At 56.8% G+C, this 23,212-nt stretch carries 30 protein-coding genes, 1 tRNA gene and 1 other annotated feature; of the genes, 15 read left to right on the forward strand and 16 right to left on the reverse strand.

The genetic code is table 11. The annotated features are described in order from the left end of the window. Positions 1 to 182 precede the first annotated feature (182 nt). From ADH66_RS14150 to ADH66_RS20455, 8 genes are all read left to right on the forward strand, one after another. Positions 183 to 1,349, forward strand: a complete 1,167-nt coding sequence (locus tag ADH66_RS14150; RefSeq protein WP_066539412.1) for a phosphoglycerate dehydrogenase — start codon at positions 183 to 185, stop codon at positions 1,347 to 1,349. A gap of 39 nt (positions 1,350 to 1,388) precedes the next feature. Continuing rightward, entirely contained in the window at positions 1,389 to 2,162 is a 774-nt protein-coding gene (locus tag ADH66_RS14155) for a PHP domain-containing protein (RefSeq protein ID WP_066539410.1), read from the forward strand. Between the two features lie 11 nt (positions 2,163 to 2,173). Then, complete coding sequence (locus ADH66_RS14160; protein WP_066539408.1) at positions 2,174 to 2,500, forward strand: nucleotide pyrophosphohydrolase; 327 nt, start codon at positions 2,174 to 2,176, stop codon at positions 2,498 to 2,500. Between the two features lie 530 nt (positions 2,501 to 3,030). Next, complete coding sequence (locus tag ADH66_RS14165; protein ID WP_066539406.1) at positions 3,031 to 3,324, forward strand: metal-sensing transcriptional repressor; 294 nt, start codon at positions 3,031 to 3,033, stop codon at positions 3,322 to 3,324. A 41-nt stretch (positions 3,325 to 3,365) separates the two neighbouring features. Then, the gene (locus ADH66_RS14170) at positions 3,366 to 5,900 is read left to right on the forward strand and encodes a heavy metal translocating P-type ATPase (protein WP_066539402.1); all 2,535 of its coding nucleotides are present in this window, start codon (positions 3,366 to 3,368) and stop codon (positions 5,898 to 5,900) included. Positions 5,901 to 5,961: 61 nt separating this feature from the next. Beyond that, the gene (locus ADH66_RS20140; protein WP_157130677.1) at positions 5,962 to 6,108 is read left to right on the forward strand and encodes a hypothetical protein; all 147 of its coding nucleotides are present in this window, start codon (positions 5,962 to 5,964) and stop codon (positions 6,106 to 6,108) included. A 24-nt stretch (positions 6,109 to 6,132) separates the two neighbouring features. After that, positions 6,133 to 6,282 (forward strand): hypothetical protein, encoded by a 150-nt coding sequence (locus ADH66_RS20450; RefSeq protein WP_169714852.1) that lies wholly within the window; start codon positions 6,133 to 6,135, stop codon positions 6,280 to 6,282. A 23-nt stretch (positions 6,283 to 6,305) separates the two neighbouring features. Continuing rightward, positions 6,306 to 6,455, forward strand: coding sequence for a hypothetical protein (locus ADH66_RS20455; RefSeq protein WP_169714853.1), 150 nt, complete (start codon positions 6,306 to 6,308; stop codon positions 6,453 to 6,455). A gap of 107 nt (positions 6,456 to 6,562) precedes the next feature. On the opposite strand, the gene ADH66_RS14175 is transcribed toward ADH66_RS20455, so the two are convergent. After that, the gene (locus ADH66_RS14175; protein ID WP_236757045.1) at positions 6,563 to 7,372 is read right to left on the reverse strand and encodes a hypothetical protein; all 810 of its coding nucleotides are present in this window, start codon (positions 7,370 to 7,372) and stop codon (positions 6,563 to 6,565) included. Positions 7,373 to 7,550: 178 nt separating this feature from the next. On the opposite strand from ADH66_RS14175, the gene ADH66_RS14180 reads away from it, so the two are divergent. Both ADH66_RS14180 and ADH66_RS14185 read left to right on the forward strand, forming a co-directional pair. Beyond that, complete coding sequence (locus ADH66_RS14180; RefSeq protein WP_066539400.1) at positions 7,551 to 7,982, forward strand: MarR family transcriptional regulator; 432 nt, start codon at positions 7,551 to 7,553, stop codon at positions 7,980 to 7,982. Positions 7,983 to 8,021: 39 nt separating this feature from the next. Further along, positions 8,022 to 8,633, forward strand: coding sequence for a flavin reductase family protein (locus ADH66_RS14185; protein WP_066539399.1), 612 nt, complete (start codon positions 8,022 to 8,024; stop codon positions 8,631 to 8,633). 119 nt (positions 8,634 to 8,752) lie between these two features. On the opposite strand, the gene ADH66_RS14190 is transcribed toward ADH66_RS14185, so the two are convergent. Both ADH66_RS14190 and ADH66_RS14195 read right to left on the reverse strand, forming a co-directional pair. After that, positions 8,753 to 9,580, reverse strand: a complete 828-nt coding sequence (locus tag ADH66_RS14190) for an HAD-IIB family hydrolase (protein WP_066539398.1) — start codon at positions 9,578 to 9,580, stop codon at positions 8,753 to 8,755. A 2-nt stretch (positions 9,581 to 9,582) separates the two neighbouring features. Further along, positions 9,583 to 10,473: an aldose 1-epimerase family protein gene (locus ADH66_RS14195; protein ID WP_066539396.1), complete on the reverse strand. Its 891-nt coding sequence runs from the start codon at positions 10,471 to 10,473 to the stop codon at positions 9,583 to 9,585. A 150-nt stretch (positions 10,474 to 10,623) separates the two neighbouring features. Between ADH66_RS14195 and dtd the strand changes: the two genes are divergently transcribed. Next, positions 10,624 to 11,082 carry a D-aminoacyl-tRNA deacylase gene (gene dtd / locus ADH66_RS14200; RefSeq protein WP_066539395.1) on the forward strand — a complete coding sequence of 153 codons (459 nt, stop codon included), beginning with the start codon at positions 10,624 to 10,626 and terminating at the stop codon, positions 11,080 to 11,082. Then, the gene (locus tag ADH66_RS14205) at positions 11,079 to 11,966 is read left to right on the forward strand and encodes an acyltransferase domain-containing protein (protein WP_066539393.1); all 888 of its coding nucleotides are present in this window, start codon (positions 11,079 to 11,081) and stop codon (positions 11,964 to 11,966) included. The genes dtd and ADH66_RS14205 overlap by 4 nt, the downstream gene beginning before the upstream one ends. 290 nt (positions 11,967 to 12,256) lie before the next feature. Here ADH66_RS14205 and ADH66_RS14210 read toward each other — a convergent pair whose 3' ends face one another. From ADH66_RS14210 to rplJ, 7 genes are all read right to left on the reverse strand, one after another. Next, positions 12,257 to 13,444 carry an ABC transporter substrate-binding protein gene (locus ADH66_RS14210; RefSeq protein WP_066539392.1) on the reverse strand — a complete coding sequence of 396 codons (1,188 nt, stop codon included), beginning with the start codon at positions 13,442 to 13,444 and terminating at the stop codon, positions 12,257 to 12,259. After that, on the reverse strand, positions 13,441 to 14,256 hold the full coding sequence (locus ADH66_RS14215) for an ABC transporter permease (protein WP_066539391.1): 816 nt from the start codon (positions 14,254 to 14,256) through the stop codon (positions 13,441 to 13,443). Before ADH66_RS14215 ends, ADH66_RS14210 begins: the two co-directional genes overlap by 4 nt. Beyond that, positions 14,253 to 15,080 (reverse strand): ABC transporter permease, encoded by an 828-nt coding sequence (locus tag ADH66_RS14220; protein ID WP_066539390.1) that lies wholly within the window; start codon positions 15,078 to 15,080, stop codon positions 14,253 to 14,255. The genes ADH66_RS14215 and ADH66_RS14220 overlap by 4 nt, the downstream gene beginning before the upstream one ends. Further along, on the reverse strand, positions 15,070 to 16,215 hold the full coding sequence (potA, locus tag ADH66_RS14225) for a spermidine/putrescine ABC transporter ATP-binding protein (protein WP_066539388.1): 1,146 nt from the start codon (positions 16,213 to 16,215) through the stop codon (positions 15,070 to 15,072). The genes ADH66_RS14220 and potA overlap by 11 nt, the downstream gene beginning before the upstream one ends. A 382-nt stretch (positions 16,216 to 16,597) precedes the next feature. Beyond that, positions 16,598 to 16,981 carry a hypothetical protein gene (locus ADH66_RS14230; RefSeq protein WP_066539386.1) on the reverse strand — a complete coding sequence of 128 codons (384 nt, stop codon included), beginning with the start codon at positions 16,979 to 16,981 and terminating at the stop codon, positions 16,598 to 16,600. Positions 16,982 to 17,236: 255 nt separating this feature from the next. After that, complete coding sequence (rplL, locus tag ADH66_RS14235; protein WP_066539384.1) at positions 17,237 to 17,617, reverse strand: 50S ribosomal protein L7/L12; 381 nt, start codon at positions 17,615 to 17,617, stop codon at positions 17,237 to 17,239. Between the two features lie 84 nt (positions 17,618 to 17,701). Then, the gene (rplJ, locus tag ADH66_RS14240; protein WP_066539382.1) at positions 17,702 to 18,238 is read right to left on the reverse strand and encodes a 50S ribosomal protein L10; all 537 of its coding nucleotides are present in this window, start codon (positions 18,236 to 18,238) and stop codon (positions 17,702 to 17,704) included. An 18-nt stretch (positions 18,239 to 18,256) separates the two neighbouring features. Beyond that, positions 18,257 to 18,434 (reverse strand) — a sequence feature (ribosomal protein L10 leader region). 133 nt (positions 18,435 to 18,567) lie between these two features. Between rplJ and ADH66_RS14245 the strand changes: the two genes are divergently transcribed. Continuing rightward, positions 18,568 to 18,915, forward strand: a complete 348-nt coding sequence (locus ADH66_RS14245; RefSeq protein ID WP_066539381.1) for a hypothetical protein — start codon at positions 18,568 to 18,570, stop codon at positions 18,913 to 18,915. A gap of 65 nt (positions 18,916 to 18,980) precedes the next feature. Here ADH66_RS14245 and rplA read toward each other — a convergent pair whose 3' ends face one another. From rplA to ADH66_RS14275, 6 genes are all read right to left on the reverse strand, one after another. Then, positions 18,981 to 19,673 carry a 50S ribosomal protein L1 gene (rplA, locus tag ADH66_RS14250; RefSeq protein ID WP_066539376.1) on the reverse strand — a complete coding sequence of 231 codons (693 nt, stop codon included), beginning with the start codon at positions 19,671 to 19,673 and terminating at the stop codon, positions 18,981 to 18,983. A gap of 18 nt (positions 19,674 to 19,691) precedes the next feature. Continuing rightward, positions 19,692 to 20,117, reverse strand: coding sequence for a 50S ribosomal protein L11 (gene rplK / locus ADH66_RS14255; protein ID WP_066539374.1), 426 nt, complete (start codon positions 20,115 to 20,117; stop codon positions 19,692 to 19,694). A 237-nt stretch (positions 20,118 to 20,354) separates the two neighbouring features. Then, positions 20,355 to 20,876: a transcription termination/antitermination protein NusG gene (nusG, locus tag ADH66_RS14260; RefSeq protein ID WP_066539372.1), complete on the reverse strand. Its 522-nt coding sequence runs from the start codon at positions 20,874 to 20,876 to the stop codon at positions 20,355 to 20,357. Between the two features lie 61 nt (positions 20,877 to 20,937). After that, entirely contained in the window at positions 20,938 to 21,195 is a 258-nt protein-coding gene (gene secE / locus ADH66_RS14265) for a preprotein translocase subunit SecE (protein WP_066539370.1), read from the reverse strand. Positions 21,196 to 21,207: 12 nt separating this feature from the next. After that, positions 21,208 to 21,357 (reverse strand): 50S ribosomal protein L33, encoded by a 150-nt coding sequence (gene rpmG / locus ADH66_RS14270; protein WP_066539368.1) that lies wholly within the window; start codon positions 21,355 to 21,357, stop codon positions 21,208 to 21,210. Between the two features lie 212 nt (positions 21,358 to 21,569). Next, the gene (locus ADH66_RS14275; RefSeq protein WP_066539366.1) at positions 21,570 to 22,352 is read right to left on the reverse strand and encodes a DUF7674 family protein; all 783 of its coding nucleotides are present in this window, start codon (positions 22,350 to 22,352) and stop codon (positions 21,570 to 21,572) included. A gap of 149 nt (positions 22,353 to 22,501) precedes the next feature. Here ADH66_RS14275 and ADH66_RS14280 point away from each other — a divergent pair. Next, positions 22,502 to 22,578 (forward strand) — tRNA-Ile (locus ADH66_RS14280). A 264-nt stretch (positions 22,579 to 22,842) separates the two neighbouring features. Continuing rightward, entirely contained in the window at positions 22,843 to 23,175 is a 333-nt protein-coding gene (locus tag ADH66_RS14285; protein WP_207652995.1) for a recombinase family protein, read from the forward strand. Positions 23,176 to 23,212: the final 37 nt, after the last annotated feature.

Consider the following 23,212-nt stretch of genomic DNA (forward strand, 5'->3'; position numbering starts at 1 on the left):
CTGATAGCCCTTCATAACGGCACAAAAAAGTAACCGCCTCTCGCCAAAGTCGCCGGTTACTTTTTGTGTAACTAAATTTTGGCTAACCGTCCGAGATACCCCGCCGGCGCCTCTTTATCTATATTATACCACATTTTGTCCCCATGTCAATACCCCCAACAACCTTTGAAAGGAAGATAACCATGTACAAAATACTCTGCCTTAACAAGATAAGCCCCACCGGCACCAAGCGCTTCGGCGAAAGCTATACCTTCTCCCCGGAGATGAAGGACCCCGAGGGCATACTGGTGCGCTCGGCCTCCATGCACGATATGGACCTGCCCGAGAGCCTTCTGGCCATCGCCCGGGCCGGGGCCGGGACCAACAATATCCCCTCTGAGGACTGCGCCAAAAAGGGCGTGGCCGTGTTCAACACTCCCGGGGCCAACGCCAACGCCGTGAAGGAGCTGGTGCTCTGCGCGCTGCTGCTCAGCTCCCGTAAGATACCCGCCGCCATGGACTGGGTGAAGACCCTAAAGGGTCAGGGGGCCGAGGTCTCAAAGCTTGTGGAGAAGGGCAAGGGCCAGTTCGCCGGGCCCGAGATTCAGGGCAAGTCCCTGGGCGTGGTGGGCCTTGGGGCCATCGGCATACTTGTGGCCAACGCCGCCCACTCTTTGGGCATGGAGGTCTACGGCTATGACCCGTACCTCTCCGTGGACGCGGCCTGGCGGCTGTCCCGGTCGGTGCATCGCTCCATGAGCCTTGACGAGATATACCAAAGCTGCGACTATATCACCCTGCACCTGCCCGCCACCAAGGACACCAAGGGCATGATAAACGCCGAGACCCTGGGGAAGATGAAGGAGGGCGTGCGGCTTATGAACTTCGCCCGGGGGGAGCTGGTGGACACCGCCGCCCTGCTCAGCGCCCTTGAAAGCGGCAAATGCGCGGCCTATGCCACGGACTTCCCCGCCGACGAGATGCTGGGTATAGAGAACGTGATACCCCTGCCCCACCTGGGCGCCTCCACTCCCGAGAGCGAGGACAACTGCGCCCAGATGGCGGTGGACCAGATAAAGGAGTATATCGAGAACGGCAATATAATAAACTCCGTGAACCTGCCGAACCTCAGTATGGCCCGGGAGCCGGGCACCCGCCGTATCTGCGTTATACACAAAAACGTCCCCGGGGCCATCGCGGACTTTACAAGCGTCTGCGGCAAAGCGGGGATAAACATCGAGAATATGCAGAGTAAGTCCCGGGGGGACTACGCCTATACCGTTTTGGACGTGACCGGCGCGGACATCGCCCCCGCCGCCCGGGAGCTGGCTACCCTTGAGGCAAATATCCGGGTGCGGGTCATAGACTAAGTTTCCCAAAGCATACGGAATTTGAAAGGGAGTGCAAAAATGACAGACGGACATATCCATATTGAGCGCGGCCCCTACACCCTTGAGTGGATAGATCAATTTGTAAACAGGGCGGTTGAAATGGGGCTCGATGAAATACGCCTGCTGGAGCACAACTATATATTTGAGGAATTCTCCCCGATGTATGATTCCGTGCGGGCGTACAGCGAATATGTGGACGCATGGTTTCAGAGAAGCGCGGGTAAGCACAAGCTGGCGGACTATTTGGAGCTTATCGGCCTTGCCAGGAGCCATCAGTTTCCCATAGAGGTCAAGTTCGGACTTGAAATATGCTATTTCAAGGAGTTTGAGGGCTTTATTCATGAACTCACAAAGGACAAAGGCTTTGATTTTCTGTTGGGAAGCATCCATTTTGTCGATGACTTTGCCTTCGACCATAAGCCCGAACACTGGGCCGGGCTTGACGTTGACAGGATATACCGCCGGTATTTTGAGGCTTCCTTCTCATTGGCAAGAAGCGGGATATTTGACGGCATCGGCCACCCGGACGCGATAAAGCTGTTCGGCCATAAGCCTTCGTATCCGCTGTCGGGCTTCTATGAGAGTTTGGCCGCTGAGCTTGCAAAAAGCGGCATGTATGCGGACCATAACAGCGGCGCGGAAAGAAGATGTCCGGAAACGGCGTCCCTTGGCATGGACACTGAGCTGCTTGGAACTTTAAAAAAGCACAACGTGACGATAATCACCTCGTCCGACGCCCATTGTCCCGAGGACGTGGGGTATAAAATCAGGGAACTGAATAATATGCTATAGGAGTGAGGAGAATGGCAAATTTCAGCTTTGACGATATGCAGGCCATACAGAAGGAGCTTCAGGAAAAATACTTCGACAAGTGGGGCGGGCTGTACCCGGAGAAGGCCGTGCGGATGATGCTCTGGATGCTCTGTGAAGCCGGCGAGGCCGCACAGGTGCTGAAAAAGGTCTCCACCGAGGACCTCCTCGCCGACACACCCCAGCGAAAGCACTTTATCGAAGAAATGTGCGACGTGATGATGTACTTCAACGACGTGCTGCTGTGCTACAATATCACGCCGGAGGAGCTTGAGAAGGTGTACCGGGAGAAGCACGAGAGGAATATGAAGCGGTGGTGAGCCGCCGGAAGGGGACTGGTCTCCTTCTTTTTGTGTTGACAAATGAACACAGCTATATTATAATATAATAAAAAGGAGCCGGAGGGGTTTGATACCTTGAACGGTTGGCCTGGTTTGTCACTTTATAAGTAACCGCTTACCTTTGGCCGGGGGCGGTTACTTATTTTTTGCATCGAGGGCAATCAGCAAGTCCACAATGATGTGAAGAAACATCACCATGACTGCCACAATCTCATATGCCGTCATAAGCATGGCCTCCTTTCAGTGTGGATTCGCGTCTCGTGTACCCGCGTATGTCTCACACCTACTTGCTGGCCAACCGTCCACCGTACTAAATATCAACTTGTCCGGCTCCCCGTCCCTTATGTAGCGGTCGCTACTGGGGGCTTTTTTATTTTACAGCATTTCCCATATTATGTCAAATACTTTTTGCCCAGAATAATTTTGCAATTTACCCTTGACAAATACCCCGCCCCGGTATATAATAAATATACCCCCTGTGGGTATATTATCGAAAGGAAGGCCATACTATGTGCGAAGACTGCCATAAGACCAGAGAGCGCTCTGAGGAGGAGTACAAGCGCCTGATAAACCGCCTTAACCGTATCGAGGGGCAGGTGCGGGGCATACGCGGTATGCTGGAGAAGGACGCTTACTGCATCGACATACTTGCCCAGACGGCGGCGGTGGGGGCGGCCTTGAACGCCTTCTCCCGGGAGCTGCTGAGCCAGCACCTTCGCACCTGTGTGGCGGAGGGACTGAGACATGGGGACGACAGCAAGGTCGACGAGCTGACCGCCGCCTTGCAGAAGCTGTTAAAGTAAATTCTACACAATAAGCCTTTTATTTACGGGAGGGAGATAGTATGAACCAGTACAACGTCACCGGCATGACCTGCGCGGCGTGCAGCGCCCGGGTGGAAAAGGCCGTGGGCAAGGTCCCCGGCGTGACAAGCTGCTCCGTGAGCCTTCTCACAAACTCCATGGGCGTTGAGGGCACAGCCGCGCCCTCAGAAATAATCGCCGCCGTGGAGTCTGCGGGCTACGGCGCGGCCCAGAAGGGCCGGCAGAGCGCCGGCACAAACGCCGCCCCGGGGGACGAAGCCAGCCTGAAGGATAGGGAGACCCCGCTTTTAAAGAAGCGCCTGTTCTGGTCCCTGGGCTTTCTTGTGGTGCTAATGTACTTCTCCATGGGCCACATGATGTGGGGCTGGCCTCTGCCGGGGGCTCTCGTTGGCAACCACATAGCCGTGGGGCTTATCCAGCTTTTGCTCACCGGCATTATCATGGTGATAAACCAGCGCTTCTTTATAAGCGGCTTTAAAAGCCTATGGCACCGTTCCCCCAATATGGACACCCTGGTGGCCCTGGGGGCTGCGGCGGCCTTTGGATACAGTACCTATGCCCTGTTCGCCATGACCGGCGCGCAGCTCCGAGGGGACGGCGCCGCCGTCATGGACTACATGATGGAGCTCTACTTCGAGTCGGCGGGTATGATACTGACTCTTATCACCCTGGGCAAGCTTTTAGAGGCCCGCTCCAAGGGCCGCACCACCGACGCCCTAAAGAGCCTGATGAAGCTGGCCCCCAAGACCGCTACGCTCATAAGGGACGGCCACGAGGTGGAAACGCCCATTGAGCAGGTCATGGCCGGGGATATCTTCGCCGTGCGCCCCGGGGAGAGCGTCCCTGTGGACGGGGTGGTGCTGGAGGGCACGGCGGCCCTGGACGAGAGCGCCCTTACCGGGGAGAGCGTGCCTGTTGACAAGGCCCCCGGGGACCCGGTCTCGGCGGCGACGCTGAATAAGTCCGGCTACCTGAAATGCCGGGCCACCAGGGTCGGGCAGGACACCACTCTGAGCCAGATAATCCAGATGGTAAGCGACGCGGCGGCCACAAAGGCCCCCATCGCCAAGGTTGCCGACAGGGTGTCGGGGATCTTCGTGCCCACGGTCATAGCCCTGGCGGCGGTCACCACCCTGGTATGGCTCCTGCTGGGCCACGGGGCCGGGTACGCGCTGGCCCGGGGTATCTCGGTGCTGGTGATAAGCTGTCCCTGCGCCCTGGGCCTGGCCACTCCCGTGGCCATAATGGTGGGCAGCGGCCTGGGGGCCAAAAACGGCATACTCTTTAAAACCGCCGTCTCCCTTGAAGCCGCCGGGCGCACGGAGATTGTGGTCCTTGACAAGACCGGCACCATCACCACCGGGGAGCCGAAGGTCACCGACATCCTCCCCGCCGGGGGCATCTCCGAGCCGGAGCTTTTGAGTCTGGCGGCGGCCCTGGAGAACCCCTCCCAGCACCCCCTGGGCGCTGCCATCGTCCGGGAGGCGGAGACAAGGGAGATACCCCTGCAGCCGGTAGAGGGCTTTACGGCCATACATGGCCGGGGAGTCCGGGCCGTACTGAAGGGTGGGACCTATATTGCGGGGAACCTTCCCATGCTGGAGGAGAGCGGCATAGGCGGGTTGGAGCTCTCCGAAGCCGCCGCCAGACTCTCCGGCGAGGGGAAAACCCCCATGTTCTTCGCCAACGAAACCGAAAAGCAGGTGTTGGGGCTTATCGCCGTAGCGGACACGGTTAAGGAGGACAGCCCGCAGGCCATTAAGGAGCTGCAAAATATGGGCCTTAAAGTGGTGATGCTTACCGGCGACAACGAGCGCACCGCCCGGGCCATCGGGGCCCAGGCCGGGGTGGACGAGGTGATAGCCGGGGTGCTGCCCGAGGGCAAGGAGGCCGTCATACGAAAGCTTCGGACCCAGGGCAAGGTGGCCATGGTGGGCGACGGCATAAACGACGCCCCGGCTCTGACAAGGGCCGACACAGGCATAGCCATCGGCGCGGGGACGGACGTGGCCCTGGACGCGGCGGACGTGGTGCTGATGAAGAGTTCCCTTCGGGACGTGCCCGCCGCGCTGCGGCTGAGCCGGGCCACCCTTCGGAACATCCACGAGAACCTCTTCTGGGCGTTCTTCTACAACACCATCGGCATACCCCTGGCCATGGGGGTCTTTATCCCCCTGGGCCTGACCCTGAACCCCATGTTCGGCGCGGCTGCCATGAGCCTTTCCAGCTTCTGTGTGGTGAGCAACGCCCTGAGGCTGAACCTCTTTAAGCTCTATGACCCAAGGCACGACCACCGCTTTAAAAAGCGTGTTAAAAATAATACTATTATAAAGGAGACGAATACTATGACAAAGACCATGAAGATCAAGGGAATGATGTGCGGCCACTGCGAGGCAAGGGTTAAGAAGGCCCTGGAGGCCCTCTCACAGGTGGAGAGCGCAGAGGTTAGCCACGAGAGCGGCACGGCGGTGGTGACCCTTAACGGGGATATCAGCGACGGCGAGCTGAGGAAGGCCGTGGAGGAGCAGGATTATGAGGTGGTGGGGATAGAATGACTTGACAAGGGCCCCCCGATATTGTAGAATACTATTAGAATAATACAAAGGGGGCCTTGCCATGCCGGCCGAAAAAGAAATCGTCCTGCTTCAAAAAGCCACGGTATACGACATCAGGCGGCTCCTCGAAAAGGAGCCTGACAGAACCTGCACTCTGCAAGAGCTCCGACAGATACCGGACGCTTATATTACAAGCGTGGAGGCGTGACCTCCCAAGAAAGGAGCGCAGATTATGGGTACTGAGAAGGAACGCCGGGACACCCGCGCGGCTCTGCTGTATGAGCTGCGCAGACTTATCAAGAACAACGAAAAGCAGACCTACACAAAAGAGGAGCTCTGCGATTGGTTCGACACCATCGCGGACGCCAAGGACCAGGACTGACCCACAGAAAGGAGCGCAGGTTTATGGGTACAGAGAAGGAACGCCGGGACACGCAAAAAGCCCTGCTGTATGACCTTCGGCTCATATTCAGCACCGGCGAACAGGAAAACTTTTCGCGTCAGGAGATCCTGGAGCTGCTGGACAGACTGGCGCTGGCGAAGGACCAGGACTGAACACAAAAGCCCCCCGGAGGACTCCTCCCCCGGGGGGCTTTGCACTAACCCCTAAAGTTACCCGCCAAGAGTTTTGCTTCGCAAAACTCGGGCAGATAGCGCCCGCATCAGCGGGCTCTATCTGCTGAGCAGCCGCAATCGCAGTCCCCGGCCCTGGGCGGGAAAAACTCGCCCACGGGGAAGTCTATGCGCCTGAAGAGCTCGCAGGGGTTGTCGCTGGTGGGCACGCACTCCTTCTCCGGCACGCAGAACTCGCTGGCCGGGACGGTCATGGGCACGCTGCGCACTATCTGCACGATGGTGAAAAGGCCGATGGTCACGTACACGTTGTTGCGCTGGGGCGCCGGGTCCAGCTCGCCGCCGTAGAGCTGGCTGATGGCCTCGGGTATGCGGTAGTAGGGCTCGCAGCTGCACCCGCCGCCGCAGAGCTTCGCCGACAGGGCCACCGGCTCCGCCACCTGTACATATGCCGTGGGCAGGGCCCGGGAGTCGCCTATTATGCTCACCTCGTCGGCGGAGGCCTCAGAGGAGAACACCTTCACATTGCCCTCGCTGCCGTAGAGCACCACCTTCTTGTTGAACACGGCCACGCCGTTCACCGGCACCGGCACCGACGCCGACCCGCTGAACAGCTCCACGGCCACGTCGAAGAAAAAGGTCATATCCACCGAGTAGAAGCCCTTGTTAAAGGGTATAGGCTGAAGGTCCAGGTACACGGTGATGACGCTTACCTCCTTAATGCGCACGTTGGTGGCGCTGTCAATCATGGGCTGCCGCGCGGGGGGGAACAGCACACGTATGTCCTCAAGACAGTCTTTGTCGCTACAAGAATCATATATCCTCATCGCGTCGATACAGACCGTCTCACTAAAGCAATCCCGACCCATAGGCTCGTGGACGCCTTCCATTTCTGGCATGATATCTCCTCCTTTTGGGATTCTACCTTATACTATGCCACAAAATGTTTTATGTGCTCCCCACGGCAGGGCCCGGGCGCGGTATATAATTATAGCGGGTATTCCCAGAGAAAAAAGTTCTATATGGTACTTGACATGGATAGTTTTATATGGTACTATGTTTTTGAAAGGAGAGCCTATGGAGACTAGGACAGGTTTTCTCATAACCCAGATAAAGCAGCTTCAGGGGCGGGTGTTCCAGCGGCTGCTGACAGAAAGCGGCGTTGAGGAGTTCAACGGCCCCCAGGGGCGTATACTCTACGTGCTCTGGCAGCAGGACGGCGTGCCTATTGCCAAGCTTGTCCGTGAGACCGGCCTTGCAAAGAGCACCCTGACGGCCATGCTCTCCCGCATGGAATCGTCTGGGCTCATAACCCGCTGCCCCGGCGAACAGGACGGCCGCCAGGTTATAATAAAGCTGACCCCCAGGGCCCGGGGGCTGGAGGAAAAGTATGACCAGGTATCACAGCGCATGAACAGCCTGTTCTATAAGGGCATGACCCAGGAGGAGGCCTACGCCCTGGACGCGCTTCTGGATAGGGTGCTGGCAAACCTGCAGGAGCTCCTATAAAGCCCTTCCGCTTTACACACTCGAAAAGGAGAAGTCAAAATGGCAAAGATAAAAGGCGATATAAGCAACAACTTCTGCCCCCAGTCCCTCTACCTCTACGGCAACTACGAGGAGGACGGCGTGACCCCCCACTTCGGCCTGTTCTGCTGGTACGGCTGGTGCTGGCTGGGCGAAGGGCAGGGCAAATTGGGCGCGATGGTCTGCGTCGGCGGCGAAAAGCGCACCAAGGACCTTATCCGCAAAACAGGTATGCTCTCGGCAAACCTTGTCAGCGAACCACTGCTGCCCCTGGCCGACTACTACGGCTGTGTGAGCGGCCAGGACACCCCGGACAAGATGAAGCGCCTGCCCACGGTGGAGCGGGGACAGGCACTGAAGGTACCCACCATCGCCGAGAGCCCGGTGAGCTTTGAGTTAAGGGTTGTAAAGGAAGAAGCCTTGACAGAGGACGCAAGCCCCGATAAGGCCACCACCCTGTTCCTCTGCGAGGTGGTGAACGTCACCCTCGACGAGCGGCTTTGTGACAGTTCCATGCCGGTTATCGAGCGCATGAAGCTGTCCCAGGCGGTGAGCACTGTGGCAGAGGAGACCTACGTCAGCTTCTTCGGGCAGGAGCTGGGTAAGTGGGGGGAGCCGATGAAGTTGCTGTAAAGCCTTTGGCTTTACCCCTGGGGGCTCCTCGCCCCCAGACCCCCCCGGCCTGGAGACCGAAGAGTTTGCAAAGCAAACTCTGTGACTTCGCAAAGCGAAGTCAGCTGGACCGGTCCCCTTTATTCCTCAAATACCTTGCGGACTGCTTGCGCCAACCCACACTCATCATGGGCGGCGGTAACGAAGGTTGCCGCCGCTTTCGCGTCCCCGCTGCCGTCCCCCATGGCGGCCGATATCCCCGCAGCTCTAAGCATAGTCACATCGTTGCCGTTATCCCCCAGGGCCAGCACCTCTCCCATGGGTATCCCCAGCCGCCCGCAGAGGGCCCCCAGCGCCCCGCCCTTGTGGGCCTCCGCGCTGTTTATCTCGATATTGTCGGGTATGGAGGACGTGAGCCGCAGCCCCTCTACCTCCGAGAGCCGCTCCCATATCTCCTCCCGCAGGCCCTCCGGCAGGTACGGCAGGTTTATCTTCTCCGGGCAGAGCCCCGTCTCCCGCAGCATAGCGCCAAAGTCGTCTGTAAAGCTATATACCTTGTCTTCCACAAAATGCCGCTTGCTCTCCGGCAGCCCATAGTGGCTCCGGGCCCGCCCAGGCATATCCCGGCGGGTAATGGCTCCGCCCCCGGTGTAGTATTCCAGGTACACGTCATAACCGTCCAGTATCTTCTGCACGGCCCTGGCGGCGCCGTTGGGTATCAAGTTCTCTATAACCGCGCGGCCTGTGCCCATATCGTACACCACCCCGCCGTTAGAGGTGATGGCGTACCCTATGGGCAGCTCCTTTACGCACTCCGGCAGGAAATCCCTCATTCTCCCGGTGGCGGGCACAAGTATCGCCCCAAGGCTGTGGGCCTCCAGCAGTGCCGAGCGGTTGCACTCCGGCAAGTATTTATGCTTTACAATAGCCGTGCCGTCCAGGTCAAAGGCGATAAGCTTTACACCCATGCTCAGTCCTCCAAACGGCCCAGCACCCGGACGGTGAAGCTGTGCTCTGCCTGCCCGCCGGGGGCGAGCTCTGTCATGCCCTTCTTCTCCCTGAACTCGTCCCCCTCGGTGGTCAGGGTGGCGCAGCCGGTCCAGGGCTCAAGGCACACATAGGGCCCGTCGTTCACCGCGGACCATACCCCCAGCATTGGGAACCCGGCAAAGTCCATCTCAATGCCCCTCCCGGACTTCTTGTTCACTATCCGCACCGTCTGGGAGTTTAGGTGCTCGAACACCAGCGCGTCCTGATAAAACAGGGAGTGCTGTAAAGGTATCTCCTTTCCCTCAAGCCGGAAGCCCTTTCTCTCTCCGTGGATAAGGCCGGTCCCAAGGTCGATCTCCGGGCAGGCCTGACTCTCGGGCTGCTGGAACTGGAGGGTATAGTCCTCGAACTCTGCCTCCTCGTCCACCGGCAGGTTGAAGCCCGGGTGCCCGCCCACCGAGTAGGGCAAGGGCCTCTCCCCGGTATTCTTCACGGTGAAGCGGGTGGCGATGCCCCCATCTGTCAGCGAGTATGTTACAAGGAGCTCAAAGTCGAAGGGGTACATGGCCTTTGTCTCCACACCTGACTCCAGCGACAGGGCCAGCCAGTCCTCTCCCCGCTCCTTTAGGGTGAACTCCCTGCTCTTTGCAAAGCCGTGGCGGTTCATCTCGTACCACCGGCCGTCTATCCGCGTGCGGTTCTCCCTAAGGGCTCCCACAATAGGGAACAGCACCGGCGCGTGCTCCCGCCAGTATTCCGGGTTCCCCACCCACAGGTACTCGTGCCCGCCGCAGCCCTTCAGGGATATGAGCTGTGCCCCCAGGCTGTCTATCTTCGCGGTAAAGAACTGATTGCTTATCTCGTATATCATGCTGCCGCCCCTTTCCCGGGTGATTTTTTCATATTATAGCAAAATCCCCCCCGGGTTGCAAGCCAAAAAGCCCCTCTTATAAATCTTCCCCTTTACCTTTTGCCGGTTTTGTGCTAGACTATATACGATATCAACTATGGGGGTGCTATTATGCGCGCGGTAGTTCAGCGAGCCCTGTCCGCTTCGGTGACAATAAACGGCGGAGAGACCCGCTCCATCGGCCGGGGGCTTGCCGTATTCCTGGGGGTCGTGAAGGGCGACACAGAGCGTGAAGCCGATGTACTTGCCGGCAAACTCAGCGGCCTGCGGGTCTTCTCCGACGAGGCGGACAAGATGAACCTCTCCCTCTCCGACGCGGGCGGGCAGGTGCTGCTTATCCCCAACTTCACCCTGGGCACCGACTGCAAAAAGGGCCGCAGGCCCTCCTTCGACCTGGCCGCGCCCCCGGACCGGGCCCGGGAGCTGTTCCTGTACTTCGCGGACCGGCTTGGAGAACTTGGGGTCCCGGTGGTCACCGGGGAGTTTGGCGCGGATATGCGGGTGCCGGTGGATAATGACGGCCCTGTGACCATTATTCTCGACACTGAAAAACTAGGAGGTACAACATGAACAAGGACTTTTTACAGCTGCTAATGGACCGCACCGGCTTTCCCGACGAGGCAAAAGCTGCCTATAACCGGGACGCGGACAAGCTGGACCCGGCGGCCATGGACGGCGCTATCGAGTTCTTCTATGAGAACGACTTCGACATCGGCCTTGTAACCCCGCTTATCGACGAGATGGCGGAGAGCTCCGGCGTAAGCGTCCACACGGTCTGGGGCCTGTTTCTGGCCTTCGCCGCCGAGCGGGCCCATAAGGACTACATAGCCGCCGGTATCAGCGAGCAGGTCTTCTTCGACACCTTCGCCGACCTGCGCTATAAAACCGTGGAATGCATGACGAACAAGGGAGTCTTCGGCACCTTCGTCCAGTTCTGGTACCCCATCTTCTACCGCTGCGACATCGTAAAGCTGGGGCGGCTGGAGTACGAGACCATCACCTATGACCACCCCGCCCGTGAGGTGGCGGGTATCACCCTTCGGCCCGGCCAAAAGGTCCTTAATATACATATCCCCTCCAGCGGCGAGCCCTTCGACCTTAACGCCCGGCTCCAGTCCTATAAACTGGCCTATGACTTCTTTAAGGACCTGCGGGGGGAGGGCCCCCTTGTGTGCGTATGCCACTCCTGGCTCCTGTACCCGGAGTACCGCCGGGTGCTGGGGGACAGCTCGAATATCATCAGCTTCCAGGACGACTTCACTATCCTTGAGATAGACGACGGCGCGTTCCAGGACGCCTGGCGGGTTTTCGGCCCCGCCGCCGAGGGTCCCACGGAGCAGCTGCCGGAGGACACAAGTATGCAGCGGGTCTTCAAGAAGCACCTGCTGTCCGGCGGTAAAAACGGCAGCGCCCTGGGTGTGCTGGTGTTCGACGGGGAGAGATTGCTGAAATAAGGGCTTGCATTTAGATGAGACACGTGCTATAATACAAGTATACTCACTATGTTCACTAATTCACCAAAAGAAAACCCCCGGAGGCCCTTCCGGGGGTTTTCTTTTGCTTACTTGCCGTCGTGCCCATGGTCCTGGAGCCACTTGATCATGCAGTGGAAGACAAGACCCGCTAAGAGAGACACTAAGAAGTCGTTCACTATGTTCACAATGCTTCACCTCCTCCCATTGCCAGGGCGGTCGGCAAGCAAACATATTATAGCATATCCTGTCAGTTCATGCAATATTTTGTATCACGCCAGCTCCCGCTTCCTCTTGCGGCGCTTATAAATAATTATCGCTATATATACCCCCAGGAACCCCAGGATTATGGCCACCAGCACCGCCGACTCCCCGGGCCCGCCCATCTTCACCTCGGCCCAGAGCCGGTCCACCTCCCGGGAGGTCTCCTCGGGCAGGTTCACAAAGATCTGGGTCCTTGAAAGGGTCTCCTGGCTGGGATAGTGCAGGGGGCTCTCGGCCACCTCCGGGTCCAGGTACTCCTTGGCCAAGCTCTCCGGGGTGGAGTAGCCCACATAGTCCATATTGGCCCCGGCTATCTCCGGGTCGCAGAGGAAGTTGATGTACTCCTCCGCCTCCCGTTTATGGCTGGCGGTCTTTGGCACGCACATGGCGTCCACGAAGAAGTTGGTCCCCTCCTCTGGCACGGCAAAGGCGATGTCCTCGGAGTTGTCCACCAATATGGCCGCGTCCCCGGCGTAATAGGGCGCTATCCAGGCCTCGCCGCTCTCCATCTTGTCAAATATCTGGTCCATCACATAGGCCTGTATCAACGGCTTCTGGTCCTTTAGAAGGTCCGCCGCCGCCCGCCAGTCCTCCGGGTCCGTGGTGTTCACGTCCTGGCCCAGCCTGAACTGGGCGATGGCAAAGCTGTCCCGGGGGTTGTCGAACATGAGTATCTTCCCGGCGTATTCATCGTTCCAAAGGCTGTCCCAGCTGGTAACTTCATCGATGTACTGGGTGTTGTAGAATACCCCCACCACGCCCCAGGTGTACGGCACGGAGTATTTGTTCTCCGGGTCGTAGCCGGGGCTTCTGAACTGACCGTCAATATACTGATAGTTGGGGATATTCTCAAAGTCCAGCGGGAGCAGCATATCCTCGTTTATGAGCCGCGATACCATATAGTCCGAGGGCACAATAACGTCATAATCCGCGCCGCCCCCCACCAGCTTTGAGTACAGGGACTCGTTGCTGTCGAAGGTGGTATAGTTCACCTTTATCCCCGTGCGCTTTGTAAACTCCGCGTTTATGTCCAGGGAGCCGTCCGTGCCGTTGGCGATGTACTCCCCCCAGCTGTAGACGTTGATGGTCGCCTCCGGGTCGTAATCCACAGCCGCCCGGGCCCTCACAGCGGGCACGGCCGGGAACAGGGGCGCTGTAAGGAACAGCGCCAGCAGTAAAGCAAAAAACCTTTTCATCCCCGCTCGCCCCCCTTCTCAGCCCTCTGCCCGCTGTTTGAGGAGCGCACGTTCACGAGGATAAGCAGCGCCATCACCGCCGCAAAGAGCACTGTACTAAGTGCGTTTATCTCCGGGCTCACCCTTTTCCTGGTCATGGAGTAGATGTAGATGGGCAGGGTCTGGGTGGTGCCACTGGTAAAGTAGCTTATGACAAAGTCGTCGATGGACAGGGTAAAGGCCATTATCATCCCGGTGACTATCCCCGGCATTATCTCCGGCAGCACCACCTTGAGGAAAGCCTTTACAGGCGGGCACCCCAGGTCCTGTGCCGCCTCATAAAGCGCCGGGTCCATCTGCCGGAGCTTTGGCAGCACCTGGAGTATCACATAGGGCAGGCAGAAGGTGATATGGGCCGCGATGATGGACCCCATACCAAGGCTCCGCCCCCCGAACACCCCCACCGCGAACACGAACAGCAGCATCATAGACACGCCTGTGACTATCTCCGGGTTCACCATGGGGAAGTTGGTGATGTTCATCATTATGCGCTTTGGCAGCCGTTTCATGGAGTTTATGCCGATGGCCGCCATAGTCCCCAGCACGGTTGAAGCCGCCGCAGCGGCCACGGCTATTATCAGCGTATTTCTGAGGGCCTCCAGTATCAGCCGGTCCTCAAAGAGCTTCTCGTACCAGCGGAGACTGAACCCGCCGAATACCGTGCGGCTGGCGGTCTCAGTGTCGTTAAAGGAGAAGACAATAAGCACCAAAATTGGCGCGTACAAAAAGAGGAATATCAAAAAGGTGTAAAGCTTTCCTACTGTACGGCTCACAGCATGATACCCCCCTTCCCCTGGTCCTCGGCCTCGTCAAACTGGTTCATTATCCCCATGCAGATAAGTATTATCACCATCAGCACCAGGGAGATGGCAGAGCCCAGGTTGGGGTTATAGGCGCTGCCCAAAAACTGCATATCGATAAGGTCGCCAATAAGCAGGTTCCCCCCGCCCCCCAGCATCTTGGAGATGATGAAGGTGGACACGGCAGGCACGAACACCATGGTCACCCCGCTTATGACCCCGGGCATACTCATGGGTACGACCACCTTTAAGAACACCTTGCTGTCGCTGGCCCCCAAGTCCTGGGCGGCCTCGATAACGCTCTCGTCTATCTTTGTCAGCACGCTGTAAAGGGGCAGCACCATATAGGGTATATAGTTGTACACCATCCCCAGCACCACCGCCCCGGCGGTGTTTATCATGTGCGCCCTCGGGAGCCCTATGGCGGAGAGGGCCGCGTTTATCAGCCCGTTATCCTCCAAAAGGGTCATCCAGGCGTAGGTGCGAAGCAAAAAGTTCATCCACATGGGCAGCATCACCAGCATCACCATAACGCTCTGGCGCTTTGCCGGAAGCTTCGCGATTATGTACGCCAGGGGGTACCCCAGCACAAGGCATATGGCCGTTGCCACCGCCCCCAGCCAGATGGAACGCAGGAACACGTTGGAGTATTGGCCCACGCTGAGTATATTTTCAAGCGTAAAGCTGCCCTGCTTGTCTGTAAAGGCAAAATACGCTACGAGCACCATGGGAAGTACAATAAAGATAGTCATCCACACGGTATAGGGGGCCGACAGGAGCTTGGAGTTAGTTTTCATCGTCGCCGCCCTCCTGCTCCGCCGTCTGGTTTATGTCCTCCTCCATCTCGTCGGAGAAGGTGCTGTAGTCGCCGAACATACCGGAATACTGGGACTTTGCCATAACATGTATGTCGTCCGGGGTCAGGGACAGGCCTATCCGGTCCCCCACCGCCCGATAGTCCGTGGACTGTATCATCCACTTGAACCCGGCCACATCCACAATAATCTCATAGTGGACCCCCTTAAAGGTGACGTTTGTCACCTCGCCGGTGATATGTGTGGAGTCCGGCTCCACCACATCTATATCCTCCGGGCGTATTACCACGTCAACTGGTATGTTGTCCCCGAAGCCCTTGTCAAGACACTTGAACCTATGCCCGGCAAACTTCACCTCGAAGTCCCGGACCATCAGACCATCCAGGATGTTGGATTCACCGATAAAGTCAGCCACAAAGGCATTTTCCGGCTCATTATATATATCGGTGGGGCTGCCTATCTGCTGGATATCGCCGCCGTCCATCACCACCACCCGGTCGGACATGGACAGAGCCTCCTCCTGGTCGTGGGTGACGAAAACGAAGGTTATCCCCGTCTGCTGCTGAAGCTTCTTGAGCTCCACCTGCATATCCTTCCTGAGCTTCAGGTCCAAAGCGGACAGCGGCTCGTCCAGAAGCAGGACCTTGGGCTCGTTGGCAAGGGCCCTTGCCATGGCCACTCGCTGCTGCTGCCCGCCGGAGAGCTGGCCGATACCCCTGTGGGCGTAGCCCGAGAGGTTCACCAGGGCCAGCATTTTGTGTACGGCGTCCTTCACCTCCCCCTCGCTCTTGCCCTTTAACCTCATGCCGAAGGCGATGTTGTCATAGACGTTGAGATGGGGAAAAAGGGCGTACTTCTGAAAGATGGTGTTCACCTCCCGCTTATGCGGGGGCAGGGCGGTGATGTTTTTCCCATTAAAAAAGACCTCACCCGCGTCCGGCCTGATAAAGCCGCCGATGGTGCGAAGCACGGTAGTTTTGCCGCAGCCGGAGGGCCCCAGAAGGGTAAGGAACTCGCCGTCGCGGATGTCAAGGCAAAAGCCTTTAAGCACCTGCTCGCCGTCGTAGGAAACGGTGATGTCTTTAAGGGAAATGATCGTACTGTTAGGATTGTTCATTGGGTGCATCCCCTTTGCGAAAAAATTAGTTGCGTGTCTTTCGTTATTCACAACATAACCCGGCCCGGACGGTCGCCCGCTGCCTCCCGCAAAGGATTTTAGGTCCTCCCCGAAACCGGGGCAGGCCGGAGCAGCGTAAACCGGGCCGCTTTTATGGCCGTGACCTCCTGAACGCACGGCCTTTTACAGATGCAAACGCACTCCCTATACTATACGAAAAAACCCGAAAATTGTCAAGAGAAATTTAAAAGTTTCGTCCACCTTTTCAAAGGTGGTGGGGATCTTGGGGGCAAAGCCCCCGGAGGCCAAAAAGTAAACCAAAAAATCGAGCCGGCGATAACGCCGGCCCAATTCGAGGTAAAATATGAAAGGACGAAAACCCTTATACGCGTGATTTCGGTGACACCGGCCCGAAGGAGGACGGCCCCTGGGCCGCCGTCACAGCCCGCTGTAACCTGCGGTTGATGCGCCGCTCCCGGGCGCGCTGGCTGTTGCGCCTTGCCTTTGCTATCATGAGCCAGCCCACAAGGGGTGTGGCGATTATGCACATAAAACCTGTAAGGCTTGCAAAAAGGGATATCCCCTGCTGGCCCGTGGCCGGGGCCGAAAGCTCCTTAGCCTGCTGGGCGCTGTGCAGCTCCTGTATATACCTGTCGGCGGCCGCCTGAGGGCTGTCCTGAGTCATGGCGCTGAGCACCGCCACCAGAATCATAGTGCCCGCCAAGACCAGAATAAACGTGACCGCGAATTTAGCCTTCTTACCCATATGTCCCTCCCGCCGCCCGAAGGGCGGCCTTCACAGCTTCGATTATGTCTATCGAAAATTACATTTTCATTTCAAGGGTTACAAATTGGTTACATTATAGCGCGTTTTTTTCTAAATTGCAAGTGAAATTTGAAATGTTCACAATATGTTCACAACTATGGGAAAATAGAACAGGCGGGTTGTGTTTTTGCAACCTGCCTGCTACTATATACTGTATTGCTTGCCTACGGCAAGCCCTTGGACCCGGCCAAATTTTTACTTCAGCTCCACCTCGGCGCCGGCCTCGGCCAGCTTGGCCTTCAGAGCCTCGGCGTCGTCCTTGGAGATGCCCTCCTTAACAGCCTTGGGAGCGCCGTCCACCAGCTCCTTGGCCTCCTTCAGGCCCAGGCCGCTGACCTCCTTGACGATCTTGATGACATTGATCTTGTTGGCACCGGGGGCCTTCAGGATAACGTCGAACTCGGTCTTCTCCTCGGCGGCGGGAGCGTCGCCGGCAGGGGCGGCAGCCACGGCAACGGCGGCGGGAGCGGCAGCGGACACGCCGAACTCCTCCTCAAGAGCCTTTACCAGCTCGGAAAGCTCCAGGACGGTAAGAGCCTTGACTTCTTCAATCAGGTTGGTTACTTTCTCAGACATTGCAATTTCCTCCAATTTTAAATATAATATTTTAGTTACTCAAACAAATTCTTCGTCTGACTTGCAGAAATTCACGTGCAAAGTTTATGCACTCTGCTTCTCCGCAATAGCGTTCAGCGCGATGACCAGGCTGCGCATAACGCCGCTGCACACATTGGCAAAGCCCTGTATGGGTCCGTTCAGGCCGCCGAGCACCTGGGCCACCAGCACCTCCTTGGGGGGGAGCTTCGCAAGCCGGTCGATGCTCGCCGCGTCCACAGCCGCTCCGTCGATAAAGCCGCCCTTCACGGCAACCTTGCCGGTGGGGTTCTGCTTGATGTAATCGGCGAAAATCTTGGGGGCGTCGGTATAACCCTTGTCGCTGTAGGCAATGGCCGTGGCGCCGTTTAAAACCTCGTCCAGGCCGTCGATGCCCGCGTCCTTAAAGGCGCGGGACAGCAGGGTGTTCTTCACCACCTTGTACTCGCAGCCAGCCTCTCTAAGCTGCTTGCGGAGCTTGGTGTCCTTCTCAACGCTTATGCCGGTATAGTCCACCAGCACGCCAACGTTGGCCGCCTTGAAGGCCTCGCAGAGCTCGGCCACCTGCTGCTTTTTCTGCTCTAAAATCTTCTCGCTGGGCAAATTCTTTCACCTCCGAACGTATAGAATAAAAAATGCCTTTCCGGGGAAAGGCCGCGGAAAGGCATAAAACGCTGGATAAGGGGCACAAAAATGCCGAAAATCAAACGCCAATCTTTCCTCGGCAGGCCGGAAACCTCCGTTTCAGCGCCCGATCCCCGGGCGCACCTGCTGTCTTTGGTCTGACAGCCTTAATATTATAGCACAAGCTGTGGGGGTTGTCAACACCAAAATTGTACGCCTTACAATTTCCTTAAATCTCCCCACCCCACCCCACCTTGACCTCCCCCCGCCCCTGCTGCTATACTAAAAGAAAAAGGGGGCGGCCGCAAATGCTGCTGGACACTTGGTCTTTTGTAAGGTACATCTTCACCGACCTCATCGGTTTCTGCTATTTTGTGCTGCCGGTGCTTCTTACCTTTGGGGTGCAGCTCCTGCTCTGCTTTAAGGCAAAGCGCGTTATTTTCAAGCTTCTCCCACTGTTCCTGGGGCCGCTGATAGTTGGGGCCTCCTACACTTCCCTATTCGCAGTGAGACACGATGTGGGCTTTGAGGTCCTTCTGGCCATGGGTATTGGTCTGCTGATACTGCTGGGCTCCGTGCTGGCCTGGCTGGTCTATGGGGGTATTCGCGGCGTATCAGGTATGCTTTCCAATAAATCGTCCCGGCCGAACCTATAGCTCCGCCCCATCAAAAAGGACGCTCTCCAGCCGAGAGCGTCCTTTTATTAACCAGATGATTTTTCTCAGACAAACTTTGCCGGATTGATCTTAACCCCAGGCCCCATAGTGGCGGCCACAGTGCAGCTACGCACATACTGGCCCTTGGCTGCGGCGGGCTTGGCCTTAACTATGGCGTCCATCAGCGCGTCAAAGTTTTCCGTCAGCTTCTCGGCACCAAAGCTCACCTTGCCGATGGGGCAGTGGATGATGTTGGTCTTATCAAGGCGGTACTCTATCTTACCGGCCTTTGCGTCCTGCACGGCCTTGGCGATGTCGGGGGTCACAGTGCCCGCCTTAGGGTTGGGCATAAGGCCCCTGGGGCCCAGCACTCGGCCAAGACGGCCCACAAGGCCCATCATGTCGGGGGAGGTGACTACCACGTCGAAGTCCATCCAGCCCTCGGACTGTATCTTCTGCACCATCTCCTCCGCACCGACGTAGTCGGCTCCGGCGGCTTGGGCGGCCTCGATGTTGTCGCCCTTGCAGATGGCCAGAACACGCACGTTCTTGCCGGTGCCGTTGGGCAGCACCACTGCCCCGCGCACCTGCTGGTCGGCGTGACGGCCGTCAACGCCCAGCTTCACATGCAGCTCAACGGTCTCGTCGAACTTGGTGGTGCCGGTCTTTACGCAGAGGTCCAGGGCCTCGGCGGTATCGTACAGCTTCTGACGGTCTATGAGCTTCGCGCTCTCTCTATACTTCTTACCATGTTTCATTTCCGCTTCCCCCTTCCCTTAGTCTTCCACTTCAACGCCCATGCTGCGGGCGGTGCCGGCTATCATGCTCATTGCGGCCTCAAGAGAGCCCGCGTTCAGGTCGGGCATCTTGGTCTCGGCTATCTTCTGGACCTGCTCTTTTGTGATCTTGGCGACCTTCTTCTTGTTGGGCTCGCCCGAGGCGGTCTCAATGCCGGCGGCCTTCTTGATAAGCACCGCGGCGGGGGGAGTCTTGGTGATGAAGGTGAAGGAGCGGTCGGCGTACACGGTGATGACCACGGGGATTATCATGCCCACGTCGTTCTTGGTGCGCTCGTTGAACTCCTTGGTGAATGCCATAATGTTCACGCCGTGCTGGCCCAGAGCCGGGCCCACAGGGGGGGCCGGAGTGGCTTTTCCGGCGGGGATCTGGAGCTTTATAAAGCCCGTTACCTTTTGTGCCATTGTCTTATAACCTCCAATATTGTGGTGCAAGCGGTGTCAGCATAAAAGATTTACTGATACCTCCCACTTTCGTAAAGGTTTTCCTCTGGAAAACCTTTATTTGCTTTGTAGTACATTTTTAGCCTTCGGCAAGGTCGTGGGGCGACTTCGCGCAGCGAACGTCAACTGCTCCCACACCCATAGTTATTGCGAAGCACAACTATTCCGCCTCTTGAAAAGGTGGACAAAACTTTCACCTTACACCAGCTCCGCCTGGTCCAGCTCCAACTCCACCGGGGTGTCGCGCCCGAACATGGACACCATCACCCGCACGCGGTTCTTGTCCAGCTCCAGCTCCTCGACAACGCCGATAAAGCCCTCTAATGGGCCGCCCACGATGCTCACCGCGTCGCCCACCTTATAGCTGACCTCGATCTCGTGCTTCTCTATGCCCAGATTGGCGACCTCCTGGTCCGTAAGAGGCACCGGCTTGCTGGACGGCCCAACGAACCCGGTACAGCCCCGGATGTTCCGCACGGCGTACCAGCTCTCGTCGGTCATCACCATCTTCACTATCACATAGCCCGGGAATATCTTGCGCTCGACCTCCTTGCGCCGGCCGTCGTCGGTGATCTCCGTCACCATCTCCGTGGGCACCCGGATTTCCTGTATCAGGTCCTCCATCTGGCGGTTCTCCACCGTTGTCTTCAGGTTGGACGCCACCTTGTTCTCATATCCCGAGTAGGTATGCACCACATACCATCTTGCTTCGTCCGCCATGGGTTCCCCTCCTGGAAATATTCTCGTGAAAGCTTAAAAAGTCCAAACGCATCTCGCGCATTTAAGCGGCCACGTTCATCACGAGCCCCAAAAGGTTCATGAAAGCCGTATCCAGTAAAAACACGAACAGGCCCAGCACGATAATCGTCACCAGCACCACGCCGGTGTTCTTAAAGGTGGCCTTGGGGCTGGGCCATACTATCTTCTTGATCTCGCCCCGGCAGTCCTTTACAAACTTTGTGACCTTGCGGCCGAAAGCGGCGATGGACTTGGGGTTCTGCTTTGCTTCGGGCTTCTTGCCCTTCTCGTTATCAGCCATCTGTCCCGCTCCTTACTTGGTTTCCCTGTGCAGGGTATGCTTCCGGCAGAACCGGCAGTATTTGTTCATCTCCAGCCTGTCGGGATCGTTCTTCTTGTTCTTCTTAGTAAGATAGTTTCTCTGCTTGCACTCTGTGCAGGCCAGCACGATCTTCACTCGCATTTTATCGGCACCTCCATATTATTTTAATCGGGCAAAGCGCTCTCTGCCCACACCGGGCCCTTTAGGCCGCAAGGCATAAAGGGCGATACTTGGAGCCTTCGGCCCCAACGTATTTGCCTCCCTCATAAGCGGGCACAAAAACAAAAGCCCCCACTCCGAGGTATATCCAGTATACCACCTTCCCCCGGGAATGTCAACCCCAAAGGGCGGTTTTATTTGCCCAGCCTTGCCTCCACCTTCTTGCCCGGCTTCTTTTTCTTCTCGGGCTTGATGTTCCTCCCGATAAGTCTTCTGGCGGGCTTTGCCACCTTTTTAAGCTCCTCCCCCATCAGGGTGAAAAGCTTGTCAAAGCTCTCCTTTGACAGGCCGTCTATCACCACATAGGTCACAATGGACCGAAGGTCCAGGTCGCCGCTCTTATACATATCCTCCAAAAGCTCCACCAACTTTTTGGCGGGCTCGCTGTCGGGATAATCCCTTATCAGGGACTCCATCTCCGGCAGGGCGTGCTGCTTTATAAATGTAATGTACCGCACCCGGCCGTACACTATTTTTTCTTCATTCAGCGGCCCTTTAAGGTCCGGGAACAGGCTCACAAGCCGGTTGACGAAGAACATGGGGTCCACGTTGCGGTCCTCGCCCTTTGCGCGCTTGCGCTGCTGCTGGACCATCTCCACCCGCTTTGGGCCCCGGATAATCTCCAGAAAGTCGTTTATTATGCTCTCCGCGTCGGAGCGGTCGCCGGAGTCCGCGTCGAAAAGCCAGGTGGACAGGGTCCGCCAATCGCCGGGCTTGCCGTCCTCCCCAAGGTTTGTGGAGCGCAGAAGAAAGCTCTTCTTTTTCCTGTCGTACAAAAGGCTGTAGGCCACCTGCTCCGCGGCAAAGATGGCGGCCTGACCCTCGGGATCCTCAAGGGGCTCCGGCTCTTTAAAGCCCTGATTTGCAAGCTCCGCCCCGAGGGCGGTCTGTATCAGCTGGAAAGGGTTAAAATCCAAATGAGATCAACTCCAAAAATCAATATGTCTTTCTATTATATCATATCCTGTGGGATTGTCAAATGTTTGCCCGCATTTTCTACGTGAAACTTTCTTAAAAAAAAGACTTGCCAATTTCGTCCGGATGTGTTATTATATATAAGCACTGAGGACCATTAGCTCAGTTGGTTAGAGCAACCGGCTCATAACCGGTCGGTCCGGGGTTCGAGTCCCTGATGGTCCACCAAAAGGAGACAAAAGCATTTTAGAGGCTTTTGTCTCCTTTTTTATGCTCCAAAATTCTATAGATGAACCAAAAAGCGTGGGATAACATCATAATCCACGCTTTTTGTGTTCTTATCAAAAAGGGAATGCTTGATAAGTCACTAATAATCGTGTTTAGTGGCGGAATAAAACAAAAGTAATTCCACTAACTTGTAGGTTCTACTTGAAAACACTCGAGCAACCCACTATAATGTAAGAAAGGAAGATACCCGTGAAGTTGTCCCCATTGGAATCAAAAATTTTTGGCAAGGTATGTTATGGCTTTCGGCGTGACAAGAACAAGCGGATAGAAATAGTTGAGCATGAGGCCGAAATCGTGCGGGAGATATTTTGCCTATGCCTGTCAGGAAACAGTTTGGAAAAAATCCAGGAGCATTTACGCAAGCAAGGTATTCCTTCTCCATCTGGAAGAGCGATGTGGAGCCGTGACGTGCTGAACAAGCTGTTAAACAATTATAAGTACACGTTTGGCATTATCGACCACGCTATTTACTTTGCTGTAGAGGAAATAAAATCGAGTCGGTGCAGAAACCCAAATCAAGATTCTGGGAGTAATTAAGTATTAAAAAACTATAATTGAACTACAAAATGATGCA

This window comes from Acutalibacter muris, from assembly GCF_002201475.1.
Lineage (GTDB): Bacteria > Bacillota > Clostridia > Oscillospirales > Acutalibacteraceae > Acutalibacter > Acutalibacter muris.

What these genes read in the sequence shown, in the direction of transcription:
- ADH66_RS14185 (WP_066539399.1), top strand. Translation starts at nt 8,022, where the DNA reads ATGGCAAAGATAAAAGGCGATATAAGCAACAACTTCTGCCCCCAGTCC.
- ADH66_RS20455 (WP_169714853.1), top strand. Translation starts at nt 6,306, where the DNA reads ATGGGTACAGAGAAGGAACGCCGGGACACGCAAAAAGCCCTGCTGTAT.
- ADH66_RS14230 (WP_066539386.1), bottom strand. Translation starts at nt 16,981, where the DNA reads ATGGGTAAGAAGGCTAAATTCGCGGTCACGTTTATTCTGGTCTTGGCG.
- ADH66_RS14195 (WP_066539396.1), bottom strand. Translation starts at nt 10,473, where the DNA reads ATGATATACGAGATAAGCAATCAGTTCTTTACCGCGAAGATAGACAGC.
- ADH66_RS14180 (WP_066539400.1), top strand. Translation starts at nt 7,551, where the DNA reads ATGGAGACTAGGACAGGTTTTCTCATAACCCAGATAAAGCAGCTTCAG.
- ADH66_RS14150 (WP_066539412.1), top strand. Translation starts at nt 183, where the DNA reads ATGTACAAAATACTCTGCCTTAACAAGATAAGCCCCACCGGCACCAAG.
- ADH66_RS14155 (WP_066539410.1), top strand. Translation starts at nt 1,389, where the DNA reads ATGACAGACGGACATATCCATATTGAGCGCGGCCCCTACACCCTTGAG.
- ADH66_RS14220 (WP_066539390.1), bottom strand. Translation starts at nt 15,080, where the DNA reads ATGAAAACTAACTCCAAGCTCCTGTCGGCCCCCTATACCGTGTGGATG.
- rpmG (WP_066539368.1), bottom strand. Translation starts at nt 21,357, where the DNA reads ATGCGAGTGAAGATCGTGCTGGCCTGCACAGAGTGCAAGCAGAGAAAC.
- ADH66_RS14160 (WP_066539408.1), top strand. Translation starts at nt 2,174, where the DNA reads ATGGCAAATTTCAGCTTTGACGATATGCAGGCCATACAGAAGGAGCTT.
- rplK (WP_066539374.1), bottom strand. Translation starts at nt 20,117, where the DNA reads ATGGCACAAAAGGTAACGGGCTTTATAAAGCTCCAGATCCCCGCCGGA.
- ADH66_RS20450 (WP_169714852.1), top strand. Translation starts at nt 6,133, where the DNA reads ATGGGTACTGAGAAGGAACGCCGGGACACCCGCGCGGCTCTGCTGTAT.
- ADH66_RS14205 (WP_066539393.1), top strand. Translation starts at nt 11,079, where the DNA reads ATGAACAAGGACTTTTTACAGCTGCTAATGGACCGCACCGGCTTTCCC.
- potA (WP_066539388.1), bottom strand. Translation starts at nt 16,215, where the DNA reads ATGAACAATCCTAACAGTACGATCATTTCCCTTAAAGACATCACCGTT.
- secE (WP_066539370.1), bottom strand. Translation starts at nt 21,195, where the DNA reads ATGGCTGATAACGAGAAGGGCAAGAAGCCCGAAGCAAAGCAGAACCCC.
- rplL (WP_066539384.1), bottom strand. Translation starts at nt 17,617, where the DNA reads ATGTCTGAGAAAGTAACCAACCTGATTGAAGAAGTCAAGGCTCTTACC.
- dtd (WP_066539395.1), top strand. Translation starts at nt 10,624, where the DNA reads ATGCGCGCGGTAGTTCAGCGAGCCCTGTCCGCTTCGGTGACAATAAAC.
- ADH66_RS14190 (WP_066539398.1), bottom strand. Translation starts at nt 9,580, where the DNA reads ATGGGTGTAAAGCTTATCGCCTTTGACCTGGACGGCACGGCTATTGTA.
- ADH66_RS14165 (WP_066539406.1), top strand. Translation starts at nt 3,031, where the DNA reads ATGTGCGAAGACTGCCATAAGACCAGAGAGCGCTCTGAGGAGGAGTAC.
- ADH66_RS20140 (WP_157130677.1), top strand. Translation starts at nt 5,962, where the DNA reads ATGCCGGCCGAAAAAGAAATCGTCCTGCTTCAAAAAGCCACGGTATAC.
- ADH66_RS14245 (WP_066539381.1), top strand. Translation starts at nt 18,568, where the DNA reads ATGCTGCTGGACACTTGGTCTTTTGTAAGGTACATCTTCACCGACCTC.
- ADH66_RS14175 (WP_236757045.1), bottom strand. Translation starts at nt 7,372, where the DNA reads ATGCCAGAAATGGAAGGCGTCCACGAGCCTATGGGTCGGGATTGCTTT.
- rplA (WP_066539376.1), bottom strand. Translation starts at nt 19,673, where the DNA reads ATGAAACATGGTAAGAAGTATAGAGAGAGCGCGAAGCTCATAGACCGT.
- nusG (WP_066539372.1), bottom strand. Translation starts at nt 20,876, where the DNA reads ATGGCGGACGAAGCAAGATGGTATGTGGTGCATACCTACTCGGGATAT.
- ADH66_RS14170 (WP_066539402.1), top strand. Translation starts at nt 3,366, where the DNA reads ATGAACCAGTACAACGTCACCGGCATGACCTGCGCGGCGTGCAGCGCC.
- ADH66_RS14210 (WP_066539392.1), bottom strand. Translation starts at nt 13,444, where the DNA reads ATGAAAAGGTTTTTTGCTTTACTGCTGGCGCTGTTCCTTACAGCGCCC.